This is a genomic window from uncultured Agrobacterium sp. (genome assembly GCA_913777615.1).
GTDB lineage: Bacteria > Pseudomonadota > Alphaproteobacteria > Rhizobiales > Rhizobiaceae > Agrobacterium.
In genome coordinates, this window is record CAJYTK010000018.1 from 19,784 (window position 1) to 36,887 (window position 17,104).

15 protein-coding genes are annotated in these 17,104 nt (G+C 59.3%); 7 read left to right on the forward strand and 8 right to left on the reverse strand.

The annotated features are described in order from the left end of the window. Positions 1–128: 128 nt before the first annotated feature. On the reverse strand, positions 129–2,858 hold the full coding sequence (locus QZ862_RS16725) for a DNA translocase FtsK (RefSeq protein WP_296101062.1): 2,730 nt from the start codon (positions 2,856–2,858) through the stop codon (positions 129–131). 315 nt (positions 2,859–3,173) lie between these two features. Here QZ862_RS16725 and QZ862_RS16730 point away from each other — a divergent pair, with 315 nt between their 5' ends. The 7 genes from QZ862_RS16730 to QZ862_RS16760 are packed head-to-tail and all read left to right on the forward strand — an operon-like array spanning position 3,174 to position 9,940. Beyond that, positions 3,174–4,058: a dihydrodipicolinate synthase family protein gene (locus QZ862_RS16730; protein ID WP_296101063.1), complete on the forward strand. Its 885-nt coding sequence runs from the start codon at positions 3,174–3,176 to the stop codon at positions 4,056–4,058. Positions 4,059–4,070: 12 nt separating this feature from the next. Continuing rightward, a complete protein-coding gene (locus tag QZ862_RS16735) occupies positions 4,071–4,730 on the forward strand; it encodes a GntR family transcriptional regulator (protein ID WP_296101064.1) in 660 nt (219 codons plus the stop codon). A 55-nt stretch (positions 4,731–4,785) separates the two neighbouring features. Further along, positions 4,786–6,114, forward strand: a complete 1,329-nt coding sequence (locus tag QZ862_RS16740; protein ID WP_296101065.1) for a sugar ABC transporter substrate-binding protein — start codon at positions 4,786–4,788, stop codon at positions 6,112–6,114. Between the two features lie 2 nt (positions 6,115–6,116). After that, positions 6,117–7,052: a sugar ABC transporter permease gene (locus tag QZ862_RS16745; RefSeq protein WP_296101066.1), complete on the forward strand. Its 936-nt coding sequence runs from the start codon at positions 6,117–6,119 to the stop codon at positions 7,050–7,052. Next, on the forward strand, positions 7,052–7,873 hold the full coding sequence (locus tag QZ862_RS16750; protein WP_062423513.1) for a carbohydrate ABC transporter permease: 822 nt from the start codon (positions 7,052–7,054) through the stop codon (positions 7,871–7,873). The genes QZ862_RS16745 and QZ862_RS16750 overlap by 1 nt, the downstream gene beginning before the upstream one ends. Before the next feature lie 42 nt (positions 7,874–7,915). Further along, on the forward strand, positions 7,916–8,974 hold the full coding sequence (gene ugpC / locus QZ862_RS16755) for a sn-glycerol-3-phosphate ABC transporter ATP-binding protein UgpC (protein ID WP_296101067.1): 1,059 nt from the start codon (positions 7,916–7,918) through the stop codon (positions 8,972–8,974). Between the two features lie 6 nt (positions 8,975–8,980). Continuing rightward, on the forward strand, positions 8,981–9,940 hold the full coding sequence (locus tag QZ862_RS16760; protein ID WP_296101068.1) for a sugar kinase: 960 nt from the start codon (positions 8,981–8,983) through the stop codon (positions 9,938–9,940). Between the two features lie 22 nt (positions 9,941–9,962). Here QZ862_RS16760 and QZ862_RS16765 read toward each other — a convergent pair whose 3' ends face one another. From QZ862_RS16765 to ribD, 7 genes are all read right to left on the reverse strand, one after another. Further along, positions 9,963–12,101 carry a sodium-translocating pyrophosphatase gene (locus tag QZ862_RS16765; protein WP_296084476.1) on the reverse strand — a complete coding sequence of 713 codons (2,139 nt, stop codon included), beginning with the start codon at positions 12,099–12,101 and terminating at the stop codon, positions 9,963–9,965. A gap of 203 nt (positions 12,102–12,304) precedes the next feature. Then, a complete protein-coding gene (locus tag QZ862_RS16770) occupies positions 12,305–13,525 on the reverse strand; it encodes an MFS transporter (protein ID WP_296101069.1) in 1,221 nt (406 codons plus the stop codon). A 97-nt stretch (positions 13,526–13,622) separates the two neighbouring features. Further along, positions 13,623–14,120 carry a transcription antitermination factor NusB gene (gene nusB / locus QZ862_RS16775; protein ID WP_296013880.1) on the reverse strand — a complete coding sequence of 166 codons (498 nt, stop codon included), beginning with the start codon at positions 14,118–14,120 and terminating at the stop codon, positions 13,623–13,625. Between the two features lie 4 nt (positions 14,121–14,124). Further along, positions 14,125–14,571 (reverse strand): 6,7-dimethyl-8-ribityllumazine synthase, encoded by a 447-nt coding sequence (gene ribH, locus QZ862_RS16780; protein ID WP_296038329.1) that lies wholly within the window; start codon positions 14,569–14,571, stop codon positions 14,125–14,127. 136 nt (positions 14,572–14,707) lie between these two features. Next, positions 14,708–15,343, reverse strand: coding sequence for a LysE family translocator (locus tag QZ862_RS16785; RefSeq protein WP_296101070.1), 636 nt, complete (start codon positions 15,341–15,343; stop codon positions 14,708–14,710). 57 nt (positions 15,344–15,400) lie between these two features. Next, positions 15,401–16,012, reverse strand: a complete 612-nt coding sequence (locus QZ862_RS16790; protein ID WP_296013884.1) for a riboflavin synthase — start codon at positions 16,010–16,012, stop codon at positions 15,401–15,403. Next, positions 16,012–17,100 carry a bifunctional diaminohydroxyphosphoribosylaminopyrimidine deaminase/5-amino-6-(5-phosphoribosylamino)uracil reductase RibD gene (ribD, locus tag QZ862_RS16795; RefSeq protein WP_296101071.1) on the reverse strand — a complete coding sequence of 363 codons (1,089 nt, stop codon included), beginning with the start codon at positions 17,098–17,100 and terminating at the stop codon, positions 16,012–16,014. The genes QZ862_RS16790 and ribD overlap by 1 nt, the downstream gene beginning before the upstream one ends. Between the last annotated feature and the right edge of the window lie 4 nt (positions 17,101–17,104).

Here is a 17,104-nt window from a genome sequence, read left to right on the forward strand (position 1 = left end):
TGACCAAGCGGCGCTTCCTGAAAATCGCTGTCTCGGCGGCTTTACACTTCCAGAACATCGTCTTGAAGTACGAAAGCCGGCCGCTTTAGGCAGCCGGCTTTCGTCGATGAAACTGTAGAGGCATGTCCTCAGTCGGTAGCGCCCGGAACCTCGTGGGCATCGCGTTCACCGATGATGATAGAGCGTTTGCCGACATGGTTTGCCGGGCCGACAATGCCTTCCTGCTCCATACGCTCCACCAGAGATGCGGCACGGTTGTAGCCGATCGACAGACGACGCTGGATGTAGGAGGTCGAGCACTTCTTGTCGCGCAGGACCACCTTCACAGCCTTTTCGTAAAGATCGGCCGTATCGTCTTCGGCCATGGCGGTCTTGTCGAAGACGGCGCTATCTTCATCCTCGCCGTCATCGGCCTCGTCAGCATCTTCCGTTACCGTGCCCAGATATTCCGGACGGCCTTGCGTCTTAAGATGCGCGACGACCTTCTCGACTTCCTCGTCGGAGACGAATGGTCCGTGAACACGGGCGATGCGTCCGCCGCCCATCATGTGCAGCATGTCGCCCTGGCCAAGCAGATGCTCGGCTCCCTGCTCGCCGAGAATCGTGCGGCTGTCGATTTTCGACGTGACCTGGAAGGAGATGCGGGTGGGAAAGTTCGCCTTGATCGTACCTGTGATGACATCGACCGATGGACGCTGGGTCGCCATGATCAGGTGGATACCGGCGGCGCGCGCCATCTGTGCAAGCCGCTGGATCGCGCCTTCAATCTCCTTGCCAGCCACCATCATAAGATCGGCCATCTCGTCGACGATGACGACGATGTAAGGCATGGCCGTGAGGTCCATCTCCTCCTGTTCGTAGACGGCCTCGCCCGTTGCGCGGTCGAAACCGGTCTGGACGTTGCACATCACGGTCTCGCCCTTGGCGCGAGCGGCGGCAGCGCGAGCATTGTATCCATCGATATTGCGAACGCCGAGGCGCGACATCTTGCGATAGCGATCCTCCATTTCGCGCACCGCCCATTTCAGCGCCATGACAGCCTTCTTCGGGTCGGTGACGACGGGGGTGAGGAGATGCGGAATACCGTCATAGACGGAAAGCTCGAGCATCTTCGGATCGACCATGATCAGGCGGCACTCTTCCGGTTTCAACCGGTAAAGCAGCGATAGAATCATGGTGTTGATCGCAACCGATTTGCCAGAGCCGGTCGTGCCGGCCACCAGAAGGTGGGGCATCTTGGCAAGCTCGGCCACCACCGGCTCGCCGCCAATGGTCTTGCCGAGGCAAAGCGCCAGACTCATCCGCGTATCGGCGTAATCGTGGGATTCGATCAGTTCGCGGAAATAGACCGTCTCGCGCACCGGATTAGGCAATTCGATACCGATAACGTTGCGGCCAGGAATGACCGCGACGCGGGCCGAGAGGGCCGACATGGATCGGGCGATATCGTCCGACAGACCGATGACACGCGACGACTTGACGCCCGGTGCCGGTTCGAACTCGTAAAGAGTGACGACAGGACCAGGGCGCACATCGATGATCTCGCCCTTGATGCCGAAATCTTCGAGCACGCTTTCCAGCAGACCTGCGCTCTGCTCCAGCGCTTCGGGCGTCATCGTCGTCGTCTGCTGCACCTGCGGTGTCTGAAGCAGATCGATCGGCGGATACTCGTACTCGCCCTCGCCAAAGACAGGCGCATCGAGGAACATAGGCTGGTTGTTGCGCGCCACCGTGCGGGTCTCGCGGCGCGCAGCTGGCATCTCGATAGTGACTGGTTCGACGACCTCTACAGAAGGCACGGTCTGTTCGACCGGTGCGGCTTCGACGATTTCTTTCTGCTCGGCTTGAGGAGGCTGATGGCCACGAACACCGATTTCGCGGTAGAGCGAGACAGCCGATCCGTCCAGGTCGGGGAATGCCGGCACTGTAGGCAAGCTTGGGCGCAGCTGTTGGCGAATGACGACAGGCTCAGCCGCGCGGGGCTGGCGCAGAAGCGGAACATGGATGGAAGCCGGCTGCTGAGGGGGCATAGCCGGTTTCGTCGCGGACAGGCGCTGGGCCTTCAGCCTTGCCAGTTCAGACAGACGCACGGGCTGCCGGTCGTGCGCAATCGTGCCCTCGACGTCGAGATTCATCACTTCCCAGAACATGTCGTCGGAAAGATAGGCGGCGAAGGATGGTACATCGAGTCTGGGCTTCTGCTGGTCCTCGGCAGGGAAGCAGGCTACGTCGATTTCTTCACGCACGACAGCTTCTTCCGGCGCTTCAGCAGTGACCGGCTGGGCCGGAACTTCTCCTGACGAACCTGCATCGGCCTGCTGCAAAAGTTCCTGCTGCTGGCGTAATGCCAATTCGCGGCGCAGGCGATAACTCAATGCTCTAGCGCCTGTAGCGCCCGGAGGCTGCGGCAGGACGGCGGGTTTTGCAATACGACGCTCTACCGGTGCTGGCTGTGGCGCAGTCGAATTCGTTGCGTAGGTGGCAGCATCTTGACCACTAGGAGACTCCGACCCCACTTGCTCGCCCGGTTGATCGACGGCGACATCTTCGCCGGCAGCGTTCTTCTTGGCAAAAATGATCTGTGGCGTGCGGGAAAAGCGCACATTCGGGCCAAGCGTGAAGGCGTTTTGCCAGCCGGGCATATCGGGGCGGCCTTCGATCGCATTGGCAGCGATCTGATCGGCATGACGACCCACGGCAGCGCGCTCGGCACTCGTTAAGCTTTGCATCGGCACGCCTGATATCTGGGGATGCTGAACCATGTTGTCTGCCGATTCAGCCTCTCCCCCCTCTATCGCATTGCCTGGATTATTAAAATTGGATCGGGGAAAACGCATGACAGCCTGTACACTCATCATAAACGGACAATTGGCACAGCAACTGAGATAAAAAATAAAGGTTAACCACCTATTGCCAAAGCGGTCAGCAAAGCGAATTTCGGCAGAGTTAAAGCGAGCTGTGGCGCTCGTGCCACGCAAATCCAAGGCTTTCCGCTTCCAACTTTCTTCAGTCCTTACTGCATCGTTTTCCACAGCCTTTGGCAGCGGCTTTGAGCGGGCCAACCTCTCCCAAAAATTAATTCCGGGTCATGACAGCAAACTAAACACAGACGACTTTACAACTGACATGTTAATGCTCTATCACTCCTTCATCAGTTTTGGAGGAGCATGGACGTGACTGGTAAATTCGGCCTCTCGGCAGCGTTGACGACACCCTTTATGCAGGATGGAACGATTGCCATCGATGCGATGATCAAGCAGGCCGAGCGCGCTTTGTCGTCGGGTTGCGACAGCATCACCCTCTTCGGTACCACCGGCGAAGGGAGCTCGATCGGAACTCGTGAGCGCGCCGATATTCTGGCGTCTTGCCTCAATGCCGGTATCGCGCCGAACAGGATCGTGGTGGGCGTTCTAGTGGATTCCGCGCAGGATGCCGCCGATCAGGCCTTTGCCGCCCTCGATGCTGGCGTGCGCAACATTCTCCTCGCCCCGCCCTCCTATTTCAAGAATGTCAGCGATGACGGTCTGTTCGACTGGTTCGCCTCCGTGTTTTCGCAGATCGGCTCGGGCGCGCGCGATATCCTCGTCTACAATATTCCGTCGGTAACGATGGTGACGCTCTCGGTCGAACTCGTCGGACGCCTGAAGCAGGCTTTCCCCGGCATCGTCGTTGGCGTAAAGGACTCTTCCGGCAACTGGCCGCACACGGAGCGTCTTTTGAAGGAGCACGGCGAGCTGATCATCCTGATCGGCGACGAGCGCCATCTGGCTCAAGGCGTTCGCATGGGCGGTCAGGGTGCGATCTCCGGCTGCGCCAACTTCCTGCCCGCAGAAATCCGCGCAATGGCGGTAGATGGCAAGGACGACAAGCGCGTTCAAGATCTTGTGGTCGAACTGCTGAAATTTCCCGTGACCCCTGCCGTAAAAGTTCTCGTGTCCTACACGACCGGCGAAACGATCTGGCATGCGGTGCGTCCGCCGCTGGTTTCCATCTCCGCAGAAGATCGTAAAAAGATCGAAGCGGCATTCGGATCGCTGTTCAGCAAACAGGCGGCTTGAAAGGCGTAACGAATGGACGATGTGGCCGAACAGACGACATTGCGGGAGAAGGCGTATGAGAGCTTTACGCACCATCTTCTCGCGCGTGACGTTCGGCCAGGTCAGTTCATCTCCCAGCGCCGCCTTGTCGAATTGACCGGCCTGCCTCTCGGCGCAATACGCGAGGCGATCCCGCGGCTTGAAGCGGATGGGCTGATCAAGACAGTGCCGCAGCGCGGGCTGCAGGTCGCCCATATCGACATCAATTTGATCCGCGAAGCCTTCCAGTTCCGCATTCTGCTGGAAAAGGAAGCAGTGGCAAATTTCACGCGCACCGCCTCCGACGAGGCGATTGCCGACATGTTGAAGGAGCACCGGGAGATTGCCGAACTTGCCAATAGCGGCAAGGGTTCGCCTGAGCTAGATGCGCGCGCCCAGGCCGTGGACTGGGGCATGCATGACGCCTTTATCGATGCGCTTGGCAACTCGATCATCTCGAATGCCTATCGCGTCAATTCGATCAAGATGCGCCTGATCAACCAGGAGCGCTTCCGCATCGCAGGCCATGTCAAATCGGTCATGGCCGAACACCTCATCATCATCGAGGCCATCGAACGACGCGATGTCGATGAGGCCGTCGAGCGACTGGTCGCCCATATTCGCAGCGCGAGGGACAGAGCCCTCGCCGTTTAAAAGATCACCATAAAGCCTGGATGAGGAGATCCTGGCGAATAAGAGGAGGAACTTCATGACACATTCATTTATGAGCCCAACACGTCGCGCCTTCCTGGCCGGCACCGCTGCACTTGGCGGGGCCGCCATGTTCGGCGTCCGCTCCGCGTCAGCCGCAGTGGACTGGAAGAAGCATGCGGGCACGACGCTTGAGGTCAATCTGGTCAAGAGCCCGCGCAGCGAAACGCTTCTGAAATACATCAAGGAATTCGAAGAGCTGACCGGCATCAAGGTCAATGCCGAGGCGACGCCCGAACAGCAGCAGCGCCAGAAGGTCGTCATCGAGCTTTCTTCCGGCAAACCGAGCTTCGACGTCGTCCACCTGAGCTATCACGTTCAGAAGCGCCAGTTCGAAAAGGGCAAGTGGCTGGCCGATATCAGCGGCTTCATGAAGGACCCGTCGCTGACCGATCCTTCCCTGGTCGAAAGCGATTTTGCCGCAGCCGGCATGCAGTTTGCCAAGGATAGTGACGGCGTCCTGCGCTCGCTTCCCTTCTCCGTGGATTACTGGATCCTTTACTGGAACAAGGACCTGTTTGAAGCCAAGGGTCTGAAATATCCGCAGACCTTCGAAGAACTGGTTGCCGCCGCCGAAGCGATCACCGATCCGTCCACCAACACCTACGGTTTTGTCGCCCGCGGTCTGAAGAACGCCAATACGCCGGTCTGGACCACACTGATGCTCGGTTACGGCGCAGAGCCGATCACCGATGGCAAGATCAACACCGAGTCCAAGGAGGCGGTGGAAGCGGCCAAGCTCTACCAGCGCCTGATGACCAAGGCTGCACCTCCCGGAGTCTCGGGCTTCAACTGGGCCGAAGCGCAGTCTGCGTTCCTCCAGGGCAAGATCGGCATGTGGCTGGACGGCGTCGGTTTCGCACCGCCAATCGAAAACCCGGAAAAGTCCCGTGTCGTCGGCAAGACGGGCTATGGCGTGATGCCGAAGGGTCCGGCAGCGCAGGCCGCCGGTACATTCGGTGACGGCCTTGGCGTTGTCGAAGCCAGCACCAAGAAGGAAGCGGCCTACCTCTTCTGCCAGTGGGCGATCTCGCACGATATGGGCGCTCGTCTCCTGCAGGCCGGTGCGGGTGTTCCGTTCCGCCAGTCCATCCTCGAGGATGCGAAGGTGCGCGAAGGCGTCAAGATGCCAGCCGAGTGGCTGGATGCCGTGGTCGGTTCCGGCAAGGTGTCCAAGCTCGCGCTTCCAGTCATCATTCCGGTGACCGAGTTCCGCGACATCTATGGCGTCGGTCTCACCAATATGATCGGCGGCGCCGATCCGGCCGCAGAACTCAAGAAGGCGACCGAACAGTTCGCACCTGTTCTGGCACGCAGCGAGGGATAAAGGTGTCTATCAGCATCGAACATAGTGCAGCGGTGACGAAAGCCGCACAGGGGAGCAAGCCACCGCGGCTTACTCCCAACTACTGGCCTTTCGTCATTCCCGCTCTCGTCGTCATCGGCGCAGTGATCGTCTTCCCCTGGGTCTTTACCCTTTGGATGAGCGCGCAACGCTGGACGCTTGGGCAAGAGCAGAGTTTCATCGGTTTCGACAACTACATCCGTCTGGCTAGTGATGCGCGGTTCTGGGAATCGCTCTGGCACACACTGGTTTACACGGTGCTCTCGGTTGTCGCGCCGCTGTTCCTCGGCACCTTGGCTGCTCTTGTGTTCGATGCGCAGTTCCCGCTGCGCGGTTTCCTGCGCGGCATCTTCGTCATGCCGATGATGGCGACCCCGGTCGCCATCGCGCTGGTTTGGACGATGATGTTCCACCCGCAGCTCGGTGTACTGAACTACCTGCTCTCCTTCATCGGCATCGGTCCGCTGGAATGGATCTACAACCAGTCCACCGTCATCCCCTCTTTAGTTTTGGTCGAAACCTGGCAGTGGACGCCACTCGTCATGCTGATTGTTCTGGGTGGTCTGGCAGCCGTTCCGCGCGAACCCTATGAGAGTGCGGAAATTGACGGCGCAAATGCCTGGCAAAAGTTCCGCTACCTCACCATGCCTATGATCGCGCCGTTCCTGATGATCGCCGTCATTATCCGCTCCATCGATGCGGTAAAGAGCTTCGACATCATCTATGCGATGACGCAAGGCGGACCGGGCACGGCATCTGAGACGATCAATATCTATCTCTATAACACGGCATTCGCCTATTACGACATCGGCTATGCCTCGGCCATGGCCGTCGTTTTCTTCATCGTGATCATCGCGCTCTCCTTCGTCCTGTTGATGGTTCGTGCGCGCACCCAATGGAACGAGATGGAGGATCGCTGATGTCCCGCAGAAACCTAGACCGCATCGGCCTGTTCTTCATTGCGCTGGTGATGATTTCCCCCGTCATCCTCTTCTTCCTCTGGATGATCTCGCTGTCACTGAAGTTCGAGATCGATAACGGCGCCTATCCGCCGATCCTGATCCCCGAGCGCTTCGCCTGGTCGAACTATGTGAAGGTCTTCGAGGAAAACAATTTCTTCCTCTATTTCTGGAATTCCGTGCTGGTCACGGGTGCAGCGACCATTCTGGCACTGGTTATCGGCGTTCCGGCGGGCTATGGCATTGCACGGCTGAAAGCGGAAAAGGCGGCGATCGTCATCATGATCGCCCGTATGACGCCCGGCCTCTCCTTCCTCATTCCGCTGTTTTTGCTGTTCCAATGGTTGAACCTCCTCGGCACGCTCTGGCCGCAGATCATCATCCATCTGGTGGTCACTGTTCCGATCGTCGTGTGGATCATGATCGGCTACTTCGAGACGACACCGAAGGAGTTGGAAGAGGCGGCAAGCATCGATGGCGCATCGTCCTGGCAGGTGTTCCGCCTGGTCGCGCTCCCCATCGCCAAGCCCGGCATCGTGGTCTCCTTCATCCTCGCCGTCATCTTCTCGTGGAACAACTTCGTCTTCGGCATCGTGCTGGCCAGCCGCGAAACGCGAACGCTTCCGGTCGCGGTCTACAACATGCTGTCTTTCGAGCAGGTCAGCTGGGGTCCGCTTGCCGCCGCAGCGCTGATCGTCACGCTGCCGGTTTTGTTGCTCACCATGTTTGCCCAAAAGCAGATCGTCGCGGGTCTTACCGCAGGCGCCGTCAAGGGTGGCTGATCGACAGATCGCTGGAACGAATTTCATTACAGGATAATCATCATGGCACCCGTCAGTATTCAGAATGTCCAGAAGCGCTTCGGTGCGGTCAATGTCATCCACGGTATCGACATCGATATTCGTGACGGCGAATTCGTCGTGCTGGTCGGCCCGTCCGGCTGCGGCAAGTCCACGCTGCTGCGCATGATCGCGGGGCTGGAAGAACTGAGCGATGGCGAAATCCACATCGGTGCGCGGGAGGTGAGCCACCTTCCCGCCCGTGACCGCGACATCGCCATGGTTTTCCAGAACTACGCACTTTATCCGCACATGACCGTTGCCGAGAACATGGGCTTTGCTTTGAAGCTCAAGAAGGTCGATGCCGCCGTCACGAAGGCAAAAGTAGACAAGGCAGCAGGCATCCTTGGGCTTGAAAAGCTTCTGGATCGTTACCCACGCCAGCTGTCCGGTGGACAGCGTCAGCGTGTCGCCATGGGTCGTGCCCTGGTGCGCGATCCGCAGGTCTTCCTCTTCGATGAGCCGCTATCGAACCTTGATGCGAAGCTGCGCGTACAGATGCGCGGTGAGATCAAGTCCATGCATCAGCGCATCGGCACGACCACCATCTACGTGACGCATGACCAGGTGGAAGCCATGACCATGGCCGACAAGATCGTGGTGCTTCATGACGGCATCATCGAGCAGATCGGCGCGCCGCTGGAGCTCTACGATCGCCCGGCCAATCTCTTCGTTGCCGGCTTCATCGGCTCGCCCGCCATGAATTTCATTCGAGGCCGTGTCGAAGAAGGTGTTTTCCGCACGGCCAAGGGCGTAACGCTACCCTTGCCGTCAACGGCAAACCCGGCAGGACTCGGCGGGCGTGACCTTGTCTACGGTATCCGCCCCGAACATATCCGTGCTTCGGAAACGGGCATCGCGGGGCGCGTCGAACTTGTGGAAGGCACCGGCTCGGAGATCTACGCCAAGCTCAATTGCAATGGCGAAGAAATTGCCTGCCTGTTCCGCGAACGGCTGGATATCCGCTTCGGCGATACGGTTCGTATTGCCATCGACCCTGCTTCGGTACACCTGTTCGACAAGGAAACCGGCAAGCGAATCTGAGCAGCAATGCAAAGCATCACGAAGAAAGATAACCACGGTCGCCACGTACTATGTGTCGGCGCGGCCGTTTTGGACACGCTGTTTCGCGTGCATGACATGCCGACGGGGCAAGGCAAGGTCTTGCCCTATGAAATGTTGCAGATTGCCGAGGGCATGGCATCGAGTGCCGCCTACACCGTCCACCGCATGGGCGGGCGAGCAAGCCTATGGGGTGCTGTCGGGGATGACGAGACCGGAACTCGCATCCTGCGCGATCTATCCGAAAGCGGCATCGACACATCCGGCATGACGATCGCCAAGGGTGCGCGCTCAGCGCTCTCTACCATCCTGATCGATGACCGGGGGGAGCGACTGATCGTCCCTTTCTACGATCACAGGCTCCACGAGAATAAACGCTCCTGCACACAGGCCGATCTCGCACCCTTCGATGCCGTTCTGGTTGACGTGCGCTGGCCGGACTTGGCGCTCGACGTGCTGACTGTTGCGCGCCAGCTTGGAAAACCCGCCATTCTGGATGGAGATGTTGCGCCAGTGGAGATTTTGGAAAGACTCGCGCCCGCTGCAAGCCACATCATCTTTTCCGAACCCGCAGCGGAGCGGCTGACGAGTCCTTCCGATGTTGCCGCGATGCTGCCGGTCTTACATGCCCGCTACCCGGAGACATTTATTGCGGTCACCGCCGGGCCGGCGGGATGCTTTTGGACGGAAGCTCGCGATCCTGCGGTCCATTTTCAATCCACCATGGCGATCGAAGCAATCGACACGCTCGCCGCTGGTGACGTGTTCCATGGGACCTTTGCCCTGGCTGTCGCAGAAGGGATGGCGAGCCGCGCCGCCATTCAGCTGTCGTCCGTGGCTGCAGCGCTGAAGTGCCAGGTTTTCGGCGGACGGACGGGTACGCCGACGCGGACGCAAGCAGAAGCGGCGATGACTGCTTGGTTGGCAGAGACCGCCCCTCAAAGCTGAAGAGCGGTCCGCTTCCTCTGGATCAACCGGCCAGGATCGCCAGCAGCAGCAGCGCCACGATATTGGTGATCTTGATCGCCGGATTGACTGCCGGACCGGCCGTATCCTTATAGGGATCGCCTACCGTATCGCCGGTCACCGAAGCCTTGTGAGCATCCGAGCCTTTGACATGGCGCACGCCATCCTTGTCGACAAACCCGTCTTCGAAGCTCTTCTTGGCATTATCCCACGCACCACCGCCCGAGGTCATGGAGATCGCGACAAAGAGCCCGTTGATGATCACGCCAAGCAGTGAGGCGCCAAGGGCAGCGAAGGCCGAGGCCTTGGAGCCGGAGATCAGCAGCACACCGAAGTAAACGACGATCGGCGCCAAGACCGGCAATAGCGATGGGATGACCATTTCGCGGATGGCGGCCTTGGTCAGCAAGTCCACCGCCTTGCCGTAATCCGGCTTTTCCGTGCCCTGCATGATGCCCGGCTTCTCGCGGAACTGACGACGGACCTCCTCCACGATGGAGCCTGCCGCCTTGCCCACGGCGGTCATGGCAATGCCACCGAAGAGATAGGGAATGAGGCCACCAAAGATCAGGCCCGCAACCACATAAGGGTTGGAGAGGCTGAAGGAGATTTCGCCAACATCCTGGAAGTATGGATAGGTCGCGCCATTCGCCGCGAAGTAGGAAAGGTCGTTGGCGTAAGCCGCAAACAGGACCAGTGCGCCAAGACCGGCAGAACCGATGGCGTACCCTTTCGTCACGGCCTTGGTGGTGTTGCCGACAGCATCGAGCGCATCGGTGGCCTTGCGCACATCCGGGTCGAGACCGGCCATTTCGGCAATGCCGCCGGCATTGTCCGTGACAGGGCCGAAGGCATCGAGCGCCACGATCATGCCGGCAAGCCCTAGCATGGCGGTGACCGCAATGCCCGTACCGAAGAGGCCCGCGAGCTGATAGGTGGAGATGATGCCGCCGACGATCACGATTGCAGGCAGCGCCGTCGATTCCAGCGAGACCGCAAGGCCCTGGATGACGTTGGTGCCGTGGCCGGTGACCGACGCCTGGGCAATGGAGTTGACGGGGCGCTTGTTGGTGCCGGTATAATACTCTGTGATCACCACGATCAGTGCTGTGACCAACAGGCCAAGAAGACCGCAGAAGAACAGATTGGTGCCGGTAATGTCCATTCCGGCCACCGTTCCAATAGAACCCCAGCCGATGGTGAGCGAGGTTGCAATCGCGAGCCCGGCAATCGAGAAGATACCGGTGGCGATCAGGCCCTTGTAGAGGGCGCCCATGATCGAATTGTTGGTGCCGAGCTTGACGAAGAAGGTGCCGGCAATCGACGTCAGTATGCAAACGCCGCAGATTGCCAGCGGGTAGAGCATGGCGTTTTCCAGCACGGGCGCGCCAGCAAAGAAGATGGCCGCCAGAACCATCGTCGCTACGACAGACACCGCATAGGTCTCGAAGAGGTCGGCTGCCATGCCTGCGCAATCGCCGACATTATCACCCACATTGTCGGCAATGGTGGCCGGGTTGCGCGGATCGTCTTCCGGGATCCCCGCCTCGACCTTGCCTACGAGGTCGCCACCAACATCTGCACCCTTGGTAAAGATACCGCCGCCAAGGCGTGCGAAAATGGAGATCAGAGATGCGCCGAAGCCGAGCGAGACAAGGGCATCGATCACCTCACGCGAGCCGGTTGGATGGCCAAGCACCGAGGTCAGGATAAAATAATAAATGGAGACGCCGAGTAGGGCGAGACCGGCAACAAGCATGCCGGTGATGGCACCTGACTTGAAGGCGATGTCCAGGCCTGCAGCGAGGCTATGGGAGGCAGCTTGCGCAGTGCGAAGATTGGCCCGTACCGACACATGCATGCCGACGAAGCCGGCAGCACCGGAAAGAACCGCGCCGATGACGAAGCCGACTGCGGCTTCTGGAGAGAGAAGAAACCATGCGGCGACCGTAACGATGATACCGACGATTGCGATGGTGAGATATTGGCGGGCAAGATAGGCCTGCGCGCCCTCACGGATATAACCTGCTATTTCGCGCATGCGTTCCGTGCCCTGGTCGGCATCCAGAACGCTTTTCGTTGCCCAAATCGCATATGCGATCGAAAGGGCTCCGCATAAAATTACCAATGCAATGACGGTCATTCGCACTTACCTCCCATTGTGCCGGTTCGTCACATCTCCCCGGCGGGCGAAACCACATGCGGGGCGTGAGGCGCAGAACGCCTTACACCAGGATGAGCCACTTGTTCCCCTCCCCAGGAGAATGGCTTGCGGTTGCGAGATTGCGTTGCGACGAGGCGTCGCGTCAAGTGTGAAGATAGTGCCCGGCTGCTTATGGTCCTGATTCAGACGGCTTTTTGCTTCCGGCTGAAAATCAGCGACAGCACGAGAAGAAGGCAAAGGCCCGCGACCGGCCATATGACTAGGTTCATCACCGACCAGCCCCAGGCAGTGAAAACCTGGCCTGACGAGAAGGACGACAGAGCCACCGTACCGAACAGAACGATGTCATGAAAACCCTGTACCTTGTCTGCTTCGTGCGGCCGGTAGCTCGAGGATACGATTGAAGTCGCGCCGATGAATCCGAAATTCCATCCGGCCCCGAGCAGGATCAGCGCCAGCCAAAAGTTCCAGAGCTCCACACCCAAATGCGCAACAACGGCGCAAGCCATCAGTATGACGAGGCCTGACGCTACAACCTTTTCGGCACCGAAGCGGGTAATCAGCATCCCGGTAAAAAAGCTCGGCCCAAACATGGCGAGCACATGCCACTGTATCCCAAGTGTCGCGAGTTCGCTGGGAAAACCGCAGCCCACGACCATAGCAAGCGGCGCACCTGTCATCATGAATGTCATCAAGGCGTAGGAACCAATGCCGCAGATCATGCCAGTGATGAAACGGCGCGTGGCGATGATCTCGAGAAGCGGCCGTGCCGGAACACTGGACACTGACTGCCTCAACTCCGGCAGCTCCAGAAAACACAAGATCCCTGCAGCCAGAAGTCCAAGCGGCACGAGCGCGATGAAAGTACCAGCAAAGGTGACGGGAGCGAGCACATCCTTGCCGACGATGGCAAGCTGAGGTCCCACGATGGCGGATACGACCCCGCCTGCAAGAATGAAGGAGATGGCCTTAGGCTTATAGTATGAAGGAGAGGCATCGGCCGCCGCAAAGCGGATTTTCTGAGTGAAACCGCCGGCAAGCCCGATGAGCATAAGACCCAGAGCGAAGAGCCAGAAATCGCTGCGAAAGAGAGCGACTGCCGCCAAGGCGCCGCCCGTCGAGCAAAGGAGTGCGCCAAGAATGAAGCCTGCCTTGCGCCCGAGTAGACGAGATGCAAGCGCAACTGCCACTGCGCCGAATGCGACGCCGATGTTGAAGCCGGTGAGCGGTGCTGTTGCCAGCGATTTGTCGGCACCGAGGAGTTGATACCCGGCAAGCGCCCCGACTGAAAAGCTTAATGGACCGGCGGAACCAAGAATGGCCTGTGCGGCGGTGAGCAGGAAAACGTTGCGCTTGGCCTCGGATAATTGGCCTTCCAGGCCCGTAATTGGCACCGCGCTCATCTGTTTCCCACCTTGCAAACCGGGATATCTCCCGCAAAGAATACAACGTGACTGTCAGTTCATCTTTGCGGGAAATCAAAAAGCGAGGACGGAAAACTTATCGTTTCGCGTCGCCGCGAACCTGCTTTGCGATGCGATCCAGCACCGCATTGACGAGCTTCGGCTCGTCATGCTCGAAGAAGGCACGGGCTATTTCGACATATTCGGTGACGATAACAGCAACCGGAACGTCTTTACGCTCAAGGATTTCGAAAGTGCCAGCGCGCAGGATGGCGCGCACCGTCGTATCGAGACGCGAGAGCGGCCAGTCTTCCTGAAGGGCGGAACGCACCAGCGGGTCGATCTTGGTCTGGTCGCGCACGACACCGGACACGATGGAGCGGAACCACGAGGGATCGGCCTTCAGATAGGTTTCGCCATCCACTTCCTTGCCGAGCCGGTGCGCCTCATATTCGGCAACCACTTCCAGGACGCCGGTGCCGCCGACATCCATCTGATAGAGCGCCTGCACCGCAGCCAGGCGAGCAGCTCCACGCTGGTTGACGGGCTTGATGGAAGGCTGACGCGGCTCAGCGCCGTTTTCGACACTCGTCATCCGATCAACCACCCAGCTTTTTCTTCAGCTCGATCATGGTCAGCGCAGCACGTGCGGCAAAACCACCCTTGTCCTTGTCGGAGCGGCGAACCCGCGCCCATGCCTGCTCGTCGTTCTCGACAGTCAGGATGCCATTGCCGATAGCGAGCGACTCGCTGACCGTCAGGTCCATAATGGCGCGCGACGATTCATTGGCGACGATATCGAAGTGATAGGTCTCGCCACGGATGACCATTCCAAGCGCGACGAAGCCGTCATATTCCGTTCCACCATTGTCTGCGCCATCGAGCGCCATGGCGATCGCTGCCGGGATTTCCAGAGCGCCTGGAACGGTGATGATGTCGTATGTGGCGCCGGCCTCTTCGAGCGCAACCTTTGCGCCATCAAGCAGAGCGTCGGCCATATCGTCATAAAAGCGTGCTTCCACGATGAGAAGATGAGGCTGGGACATGGGAGTTTCCTGAAAATCTGCGCCGGATCATACCGGCTTTTGGCGCGGTCAAACCATGGCTGGCCGCGCTTGGCAAGCACTTTTAACGCATTGCTGCCGCGTGCGCGACCCGGTGAACCCGATTTCTCACGCGCGATTAGCTCCTTTGCCACGCCAGATGGAGACCGAGCCCCATCAAAATCGCACCTGCTGCACGCCGGGCAACTCCTTGGGCGAAAGCCGACCGCTTCAGCCGCCCCGCGGCCAGTCCGGCCACCATGACAACGACGAAGTCAGCAGAGGTGAAAATGATGTTCACCGCGACGCCGAGGACCAGGAACTGGAGCCAGACGGGGAATGCTGCCGCCGGATCGACGAATTGCGGCAGAAAGGCAAGGAAGAACAAAGCCGTCTTCGGGTTCAACATTTCGACGACGACGCTATCGATAAAGGCCCGCTTGGAAGACTTTTGGCCAATCGTGAAACTGCCGGTTGTGTCGTCACTCAGCCGGGCTCTCAGCATGGAAAAGCCAAGCCAGATGAGATAGCAAGCGCCACCGAACTTCACAGCAAGATAAAGCCACGGCACCGCCTGAAACAGCACCGAAAGCCCGGCAACCGCAGCAACAATGTGGATATAGCAGCCAAGATGAATGCCGAGCACGGCCATCAAGCCGGCAGCGCGGCCACGCGCCATGGTCTGCGCGATTGTATAGAGCATAGCGGGTCCCGGCACATAGGCAAACAGAGCCGTCGTAACCAGGAATGCCGCAAGCAGTTCATAAGACGCCATTGTAAGCTCCGCAGGGTTCGGCGCTCAAACGACGCCCCTTGCAACTTAATGAGCATCCTACTTCGACGGAAATTCCGCAAGCCGTGCCGCATAGCGCGCCATGGTATCGACTTCGAAATTGACGAAATCGCCAGGCTTGCGGTCGCCCCAGGTGGTCACAGTCAAGGTGTGTCGGATCAACAGAACATCGAAATCCGGTCCTTCGACAGCGTTCACGGTGAGCGATGTTCCATCCAGCGCAACCGAGCCCTTCGGTGCGACGAACTTCGCCAGATGCTCCGGCGCGCGCAGACGGATGCGCACAGCCTCCCCTTCCGACTCGACGGACAATATCTCCGCCTTGCCGTCGACGTGACCGGAAACGATATGGCCGCCAAGCTCATCGCCTATCTTCAAGGCGCGTTCGAGATTGACGCGGGTTCCCTTCGCCCAAGCGGAGATCGTGGTAAGGCGAAGCGCCTCTTCCCAGGCCTCGACTTCGTACCACCGTTCGTTGCTCCCCTCTTCCGGCAACTTCGTCACCGTCAGGCAGACGCCGCCATGGGAAATGGACGCGCCCATATCGATGGTTTTCGGATCGTAGTTGGTTGCGACGCGCAAGCGCACGCCCTCAGCGAGCGGGTGAAGCTCGGACACGGTTCCGACGTCGGTGACGATCCCGGTAAACATCAAAGCGGCCTTTCATAATCGAAACAGCGATCGCGACCATAGACGGTCTCGCTGGCAAGGAAATAGTCCTGTGGGATATCGGCGCGCCGGACCGGTGTTTCAATACCATCAGCACCGATGATGACCGGGCTTTCGAACAGCAGGATCCGATCAACGAACCCGGCATCCAGAAACGCGCGGGCGGCAACGGCCCCGCCTTCTACAAGAAGCTCTGACATTCCACGCTCAGCAAGCGCACGCAAAAGTGCATCGAGACTGGCTGCCTCGAGTATTTCCACGCCTTCCGCTTCCAGCAGGTGCCCTTGGAGCTTTCGGTGAGTATAGTCGTAGGGAAGGTCCGTTACGACGATGGTCTTTACCTGCCGCGCGGTTTTTACCAGCTTTGAGGTCAGGGGCAGTTCAAGCCGCTTGTCGAGCACCAGACGCACAGGCGAGCGATCCTCAAGGCCTGGAATGCGAACCGTCAGTTCCGGATCGTCGGCGATCGCAGTTCGGATGCCGACAAGAATGGCGTCGCAACGCGCGCGCAACTCATGCACGGCATGGCGCGACTCCGGACCTGTGATAGCGATCTGGCCCTCACCCTGGCGACCGATCATGCCGTCGGCGGAAACAGCAAGTTTCAGCACGACGTGAGCGCGTCTCCTGATCTTGCGTGTGAGATAGGCTGCAAGTGCCCTCTCGCCCTCCTCGCGCAGCACCCCCGTCTCGACATCGATACCGGCATTGCGCAGGATGCGATAGCCGCGCCCCGCAACGCGCTCATCAGGGTCATCCACGGCGACGACGACACGTGCAATGCCTCTGTCGACCAGGGCATTGGCGCAAGGGGGCGTCTTTCCCCAATGGGCGCAGGGCTCGAGCGTGACATAGGCTGTCGCGCCTCGGGCTGCTTCGCCTGCCATATCCAGTGCGTTGCGCTCCGCATGCGGTCTGCCGCCAACGGAGGTAATGCCTTCGGCGACGATCACGCCATCCTTGACGAGAACGCAGCCAACGGAAGGATTGGTATTGGTGAAGCCAGTGTTCTGACGCGAAATTTCAATGGCGTGCGCCATGAATCTTTCGTCTTCGGCCCGGGGAGCCACAGTA

Bases quoted from the DNA above. Each gene is read 5' to 3' on its own strand.
- QZ862_RS16725 (WP_296101062.1), bottom strand. From the start codon at position 2,858: ATGATGAGTGTACAGGCTGTCATGCGTTTTCCCCGATCCAATTTTAAT.
- QZ862_RS16785 (WP_296101070.1), bottom strand. From the start codon at position 15,343: ATGGCGTCTTATGAACTGCTTGCGGCATTCCTGGTTACGACGGCTCTG.
- ugpC (WP_296101067.1), top strand. From the start codon at position 7,916: ATGGCACCCGTCAGTATTCAGAATGTCCAGAAGCGCTTCGGTGCGGTC.
- QZ862_RS16760 (WP_296101068.1), top strand. From the start codon at position 8,981: ATGCAAAGCATCACGAAGAAAGATAACCACGGTCGCCACGTACTATGT.
- QZ862_RS16740 (WP_296101065.1), top strand. From the start codon at position 4,786: ATGACACATTCATTTATGAGCCCAACACGTCGCGCCTTCCTGGCCGGC.
- QZ862_RS16735 (WP_296101064.1), top strand. From the start codon at position 4,071: ATGGACGATGTGGCCGAACAGACGACATTGCGGGAGAAGGCGTATGAG.
- QZ862_RS16765 (WP_296084476.1), bottom strand. From the start codon at position 12,101: ATGACCGTCATTGCATTGGTAATTTTATGCGGAGCCCTTTCGATCGCA.
- QZ862_RS16750 (WP_062423513.1), top strand. From the start codon at position 7,052: ATGTCCCGCAGAAACCTAGACCGCATCGGCCTGTTCTTCATTGCGCTG.
- ribH (WP_296038329.1), bottom strand. From the start codon at position 14,571: ATGTCCCAGCCTCATCTTCTCATCGTGGAAGCACGCTTTTATGACGAT.
- QZ862_RS16790 (WP_296013884.1), bottom strand. From the start codon at position 16,012: ATGTTTACCGGGATCGTCACCGACGTCGGAACCGTGTCCGAGCTTCAC.
- nusB (WP_296013880.1), bottom strand. From the start codon at position 14,120: ATGACGAGTGTCGAAAACGGCGCTGAGCCGCGTCAGCCTTCCATCAAG.
- QZ862_RS16770 (WP_296101069.1), bottom strand. From the start codon at position 13,525: ATGAGCGCGGTGCCAATTACGGGCCTGGAAGGCCAATTATCCGAGGCC.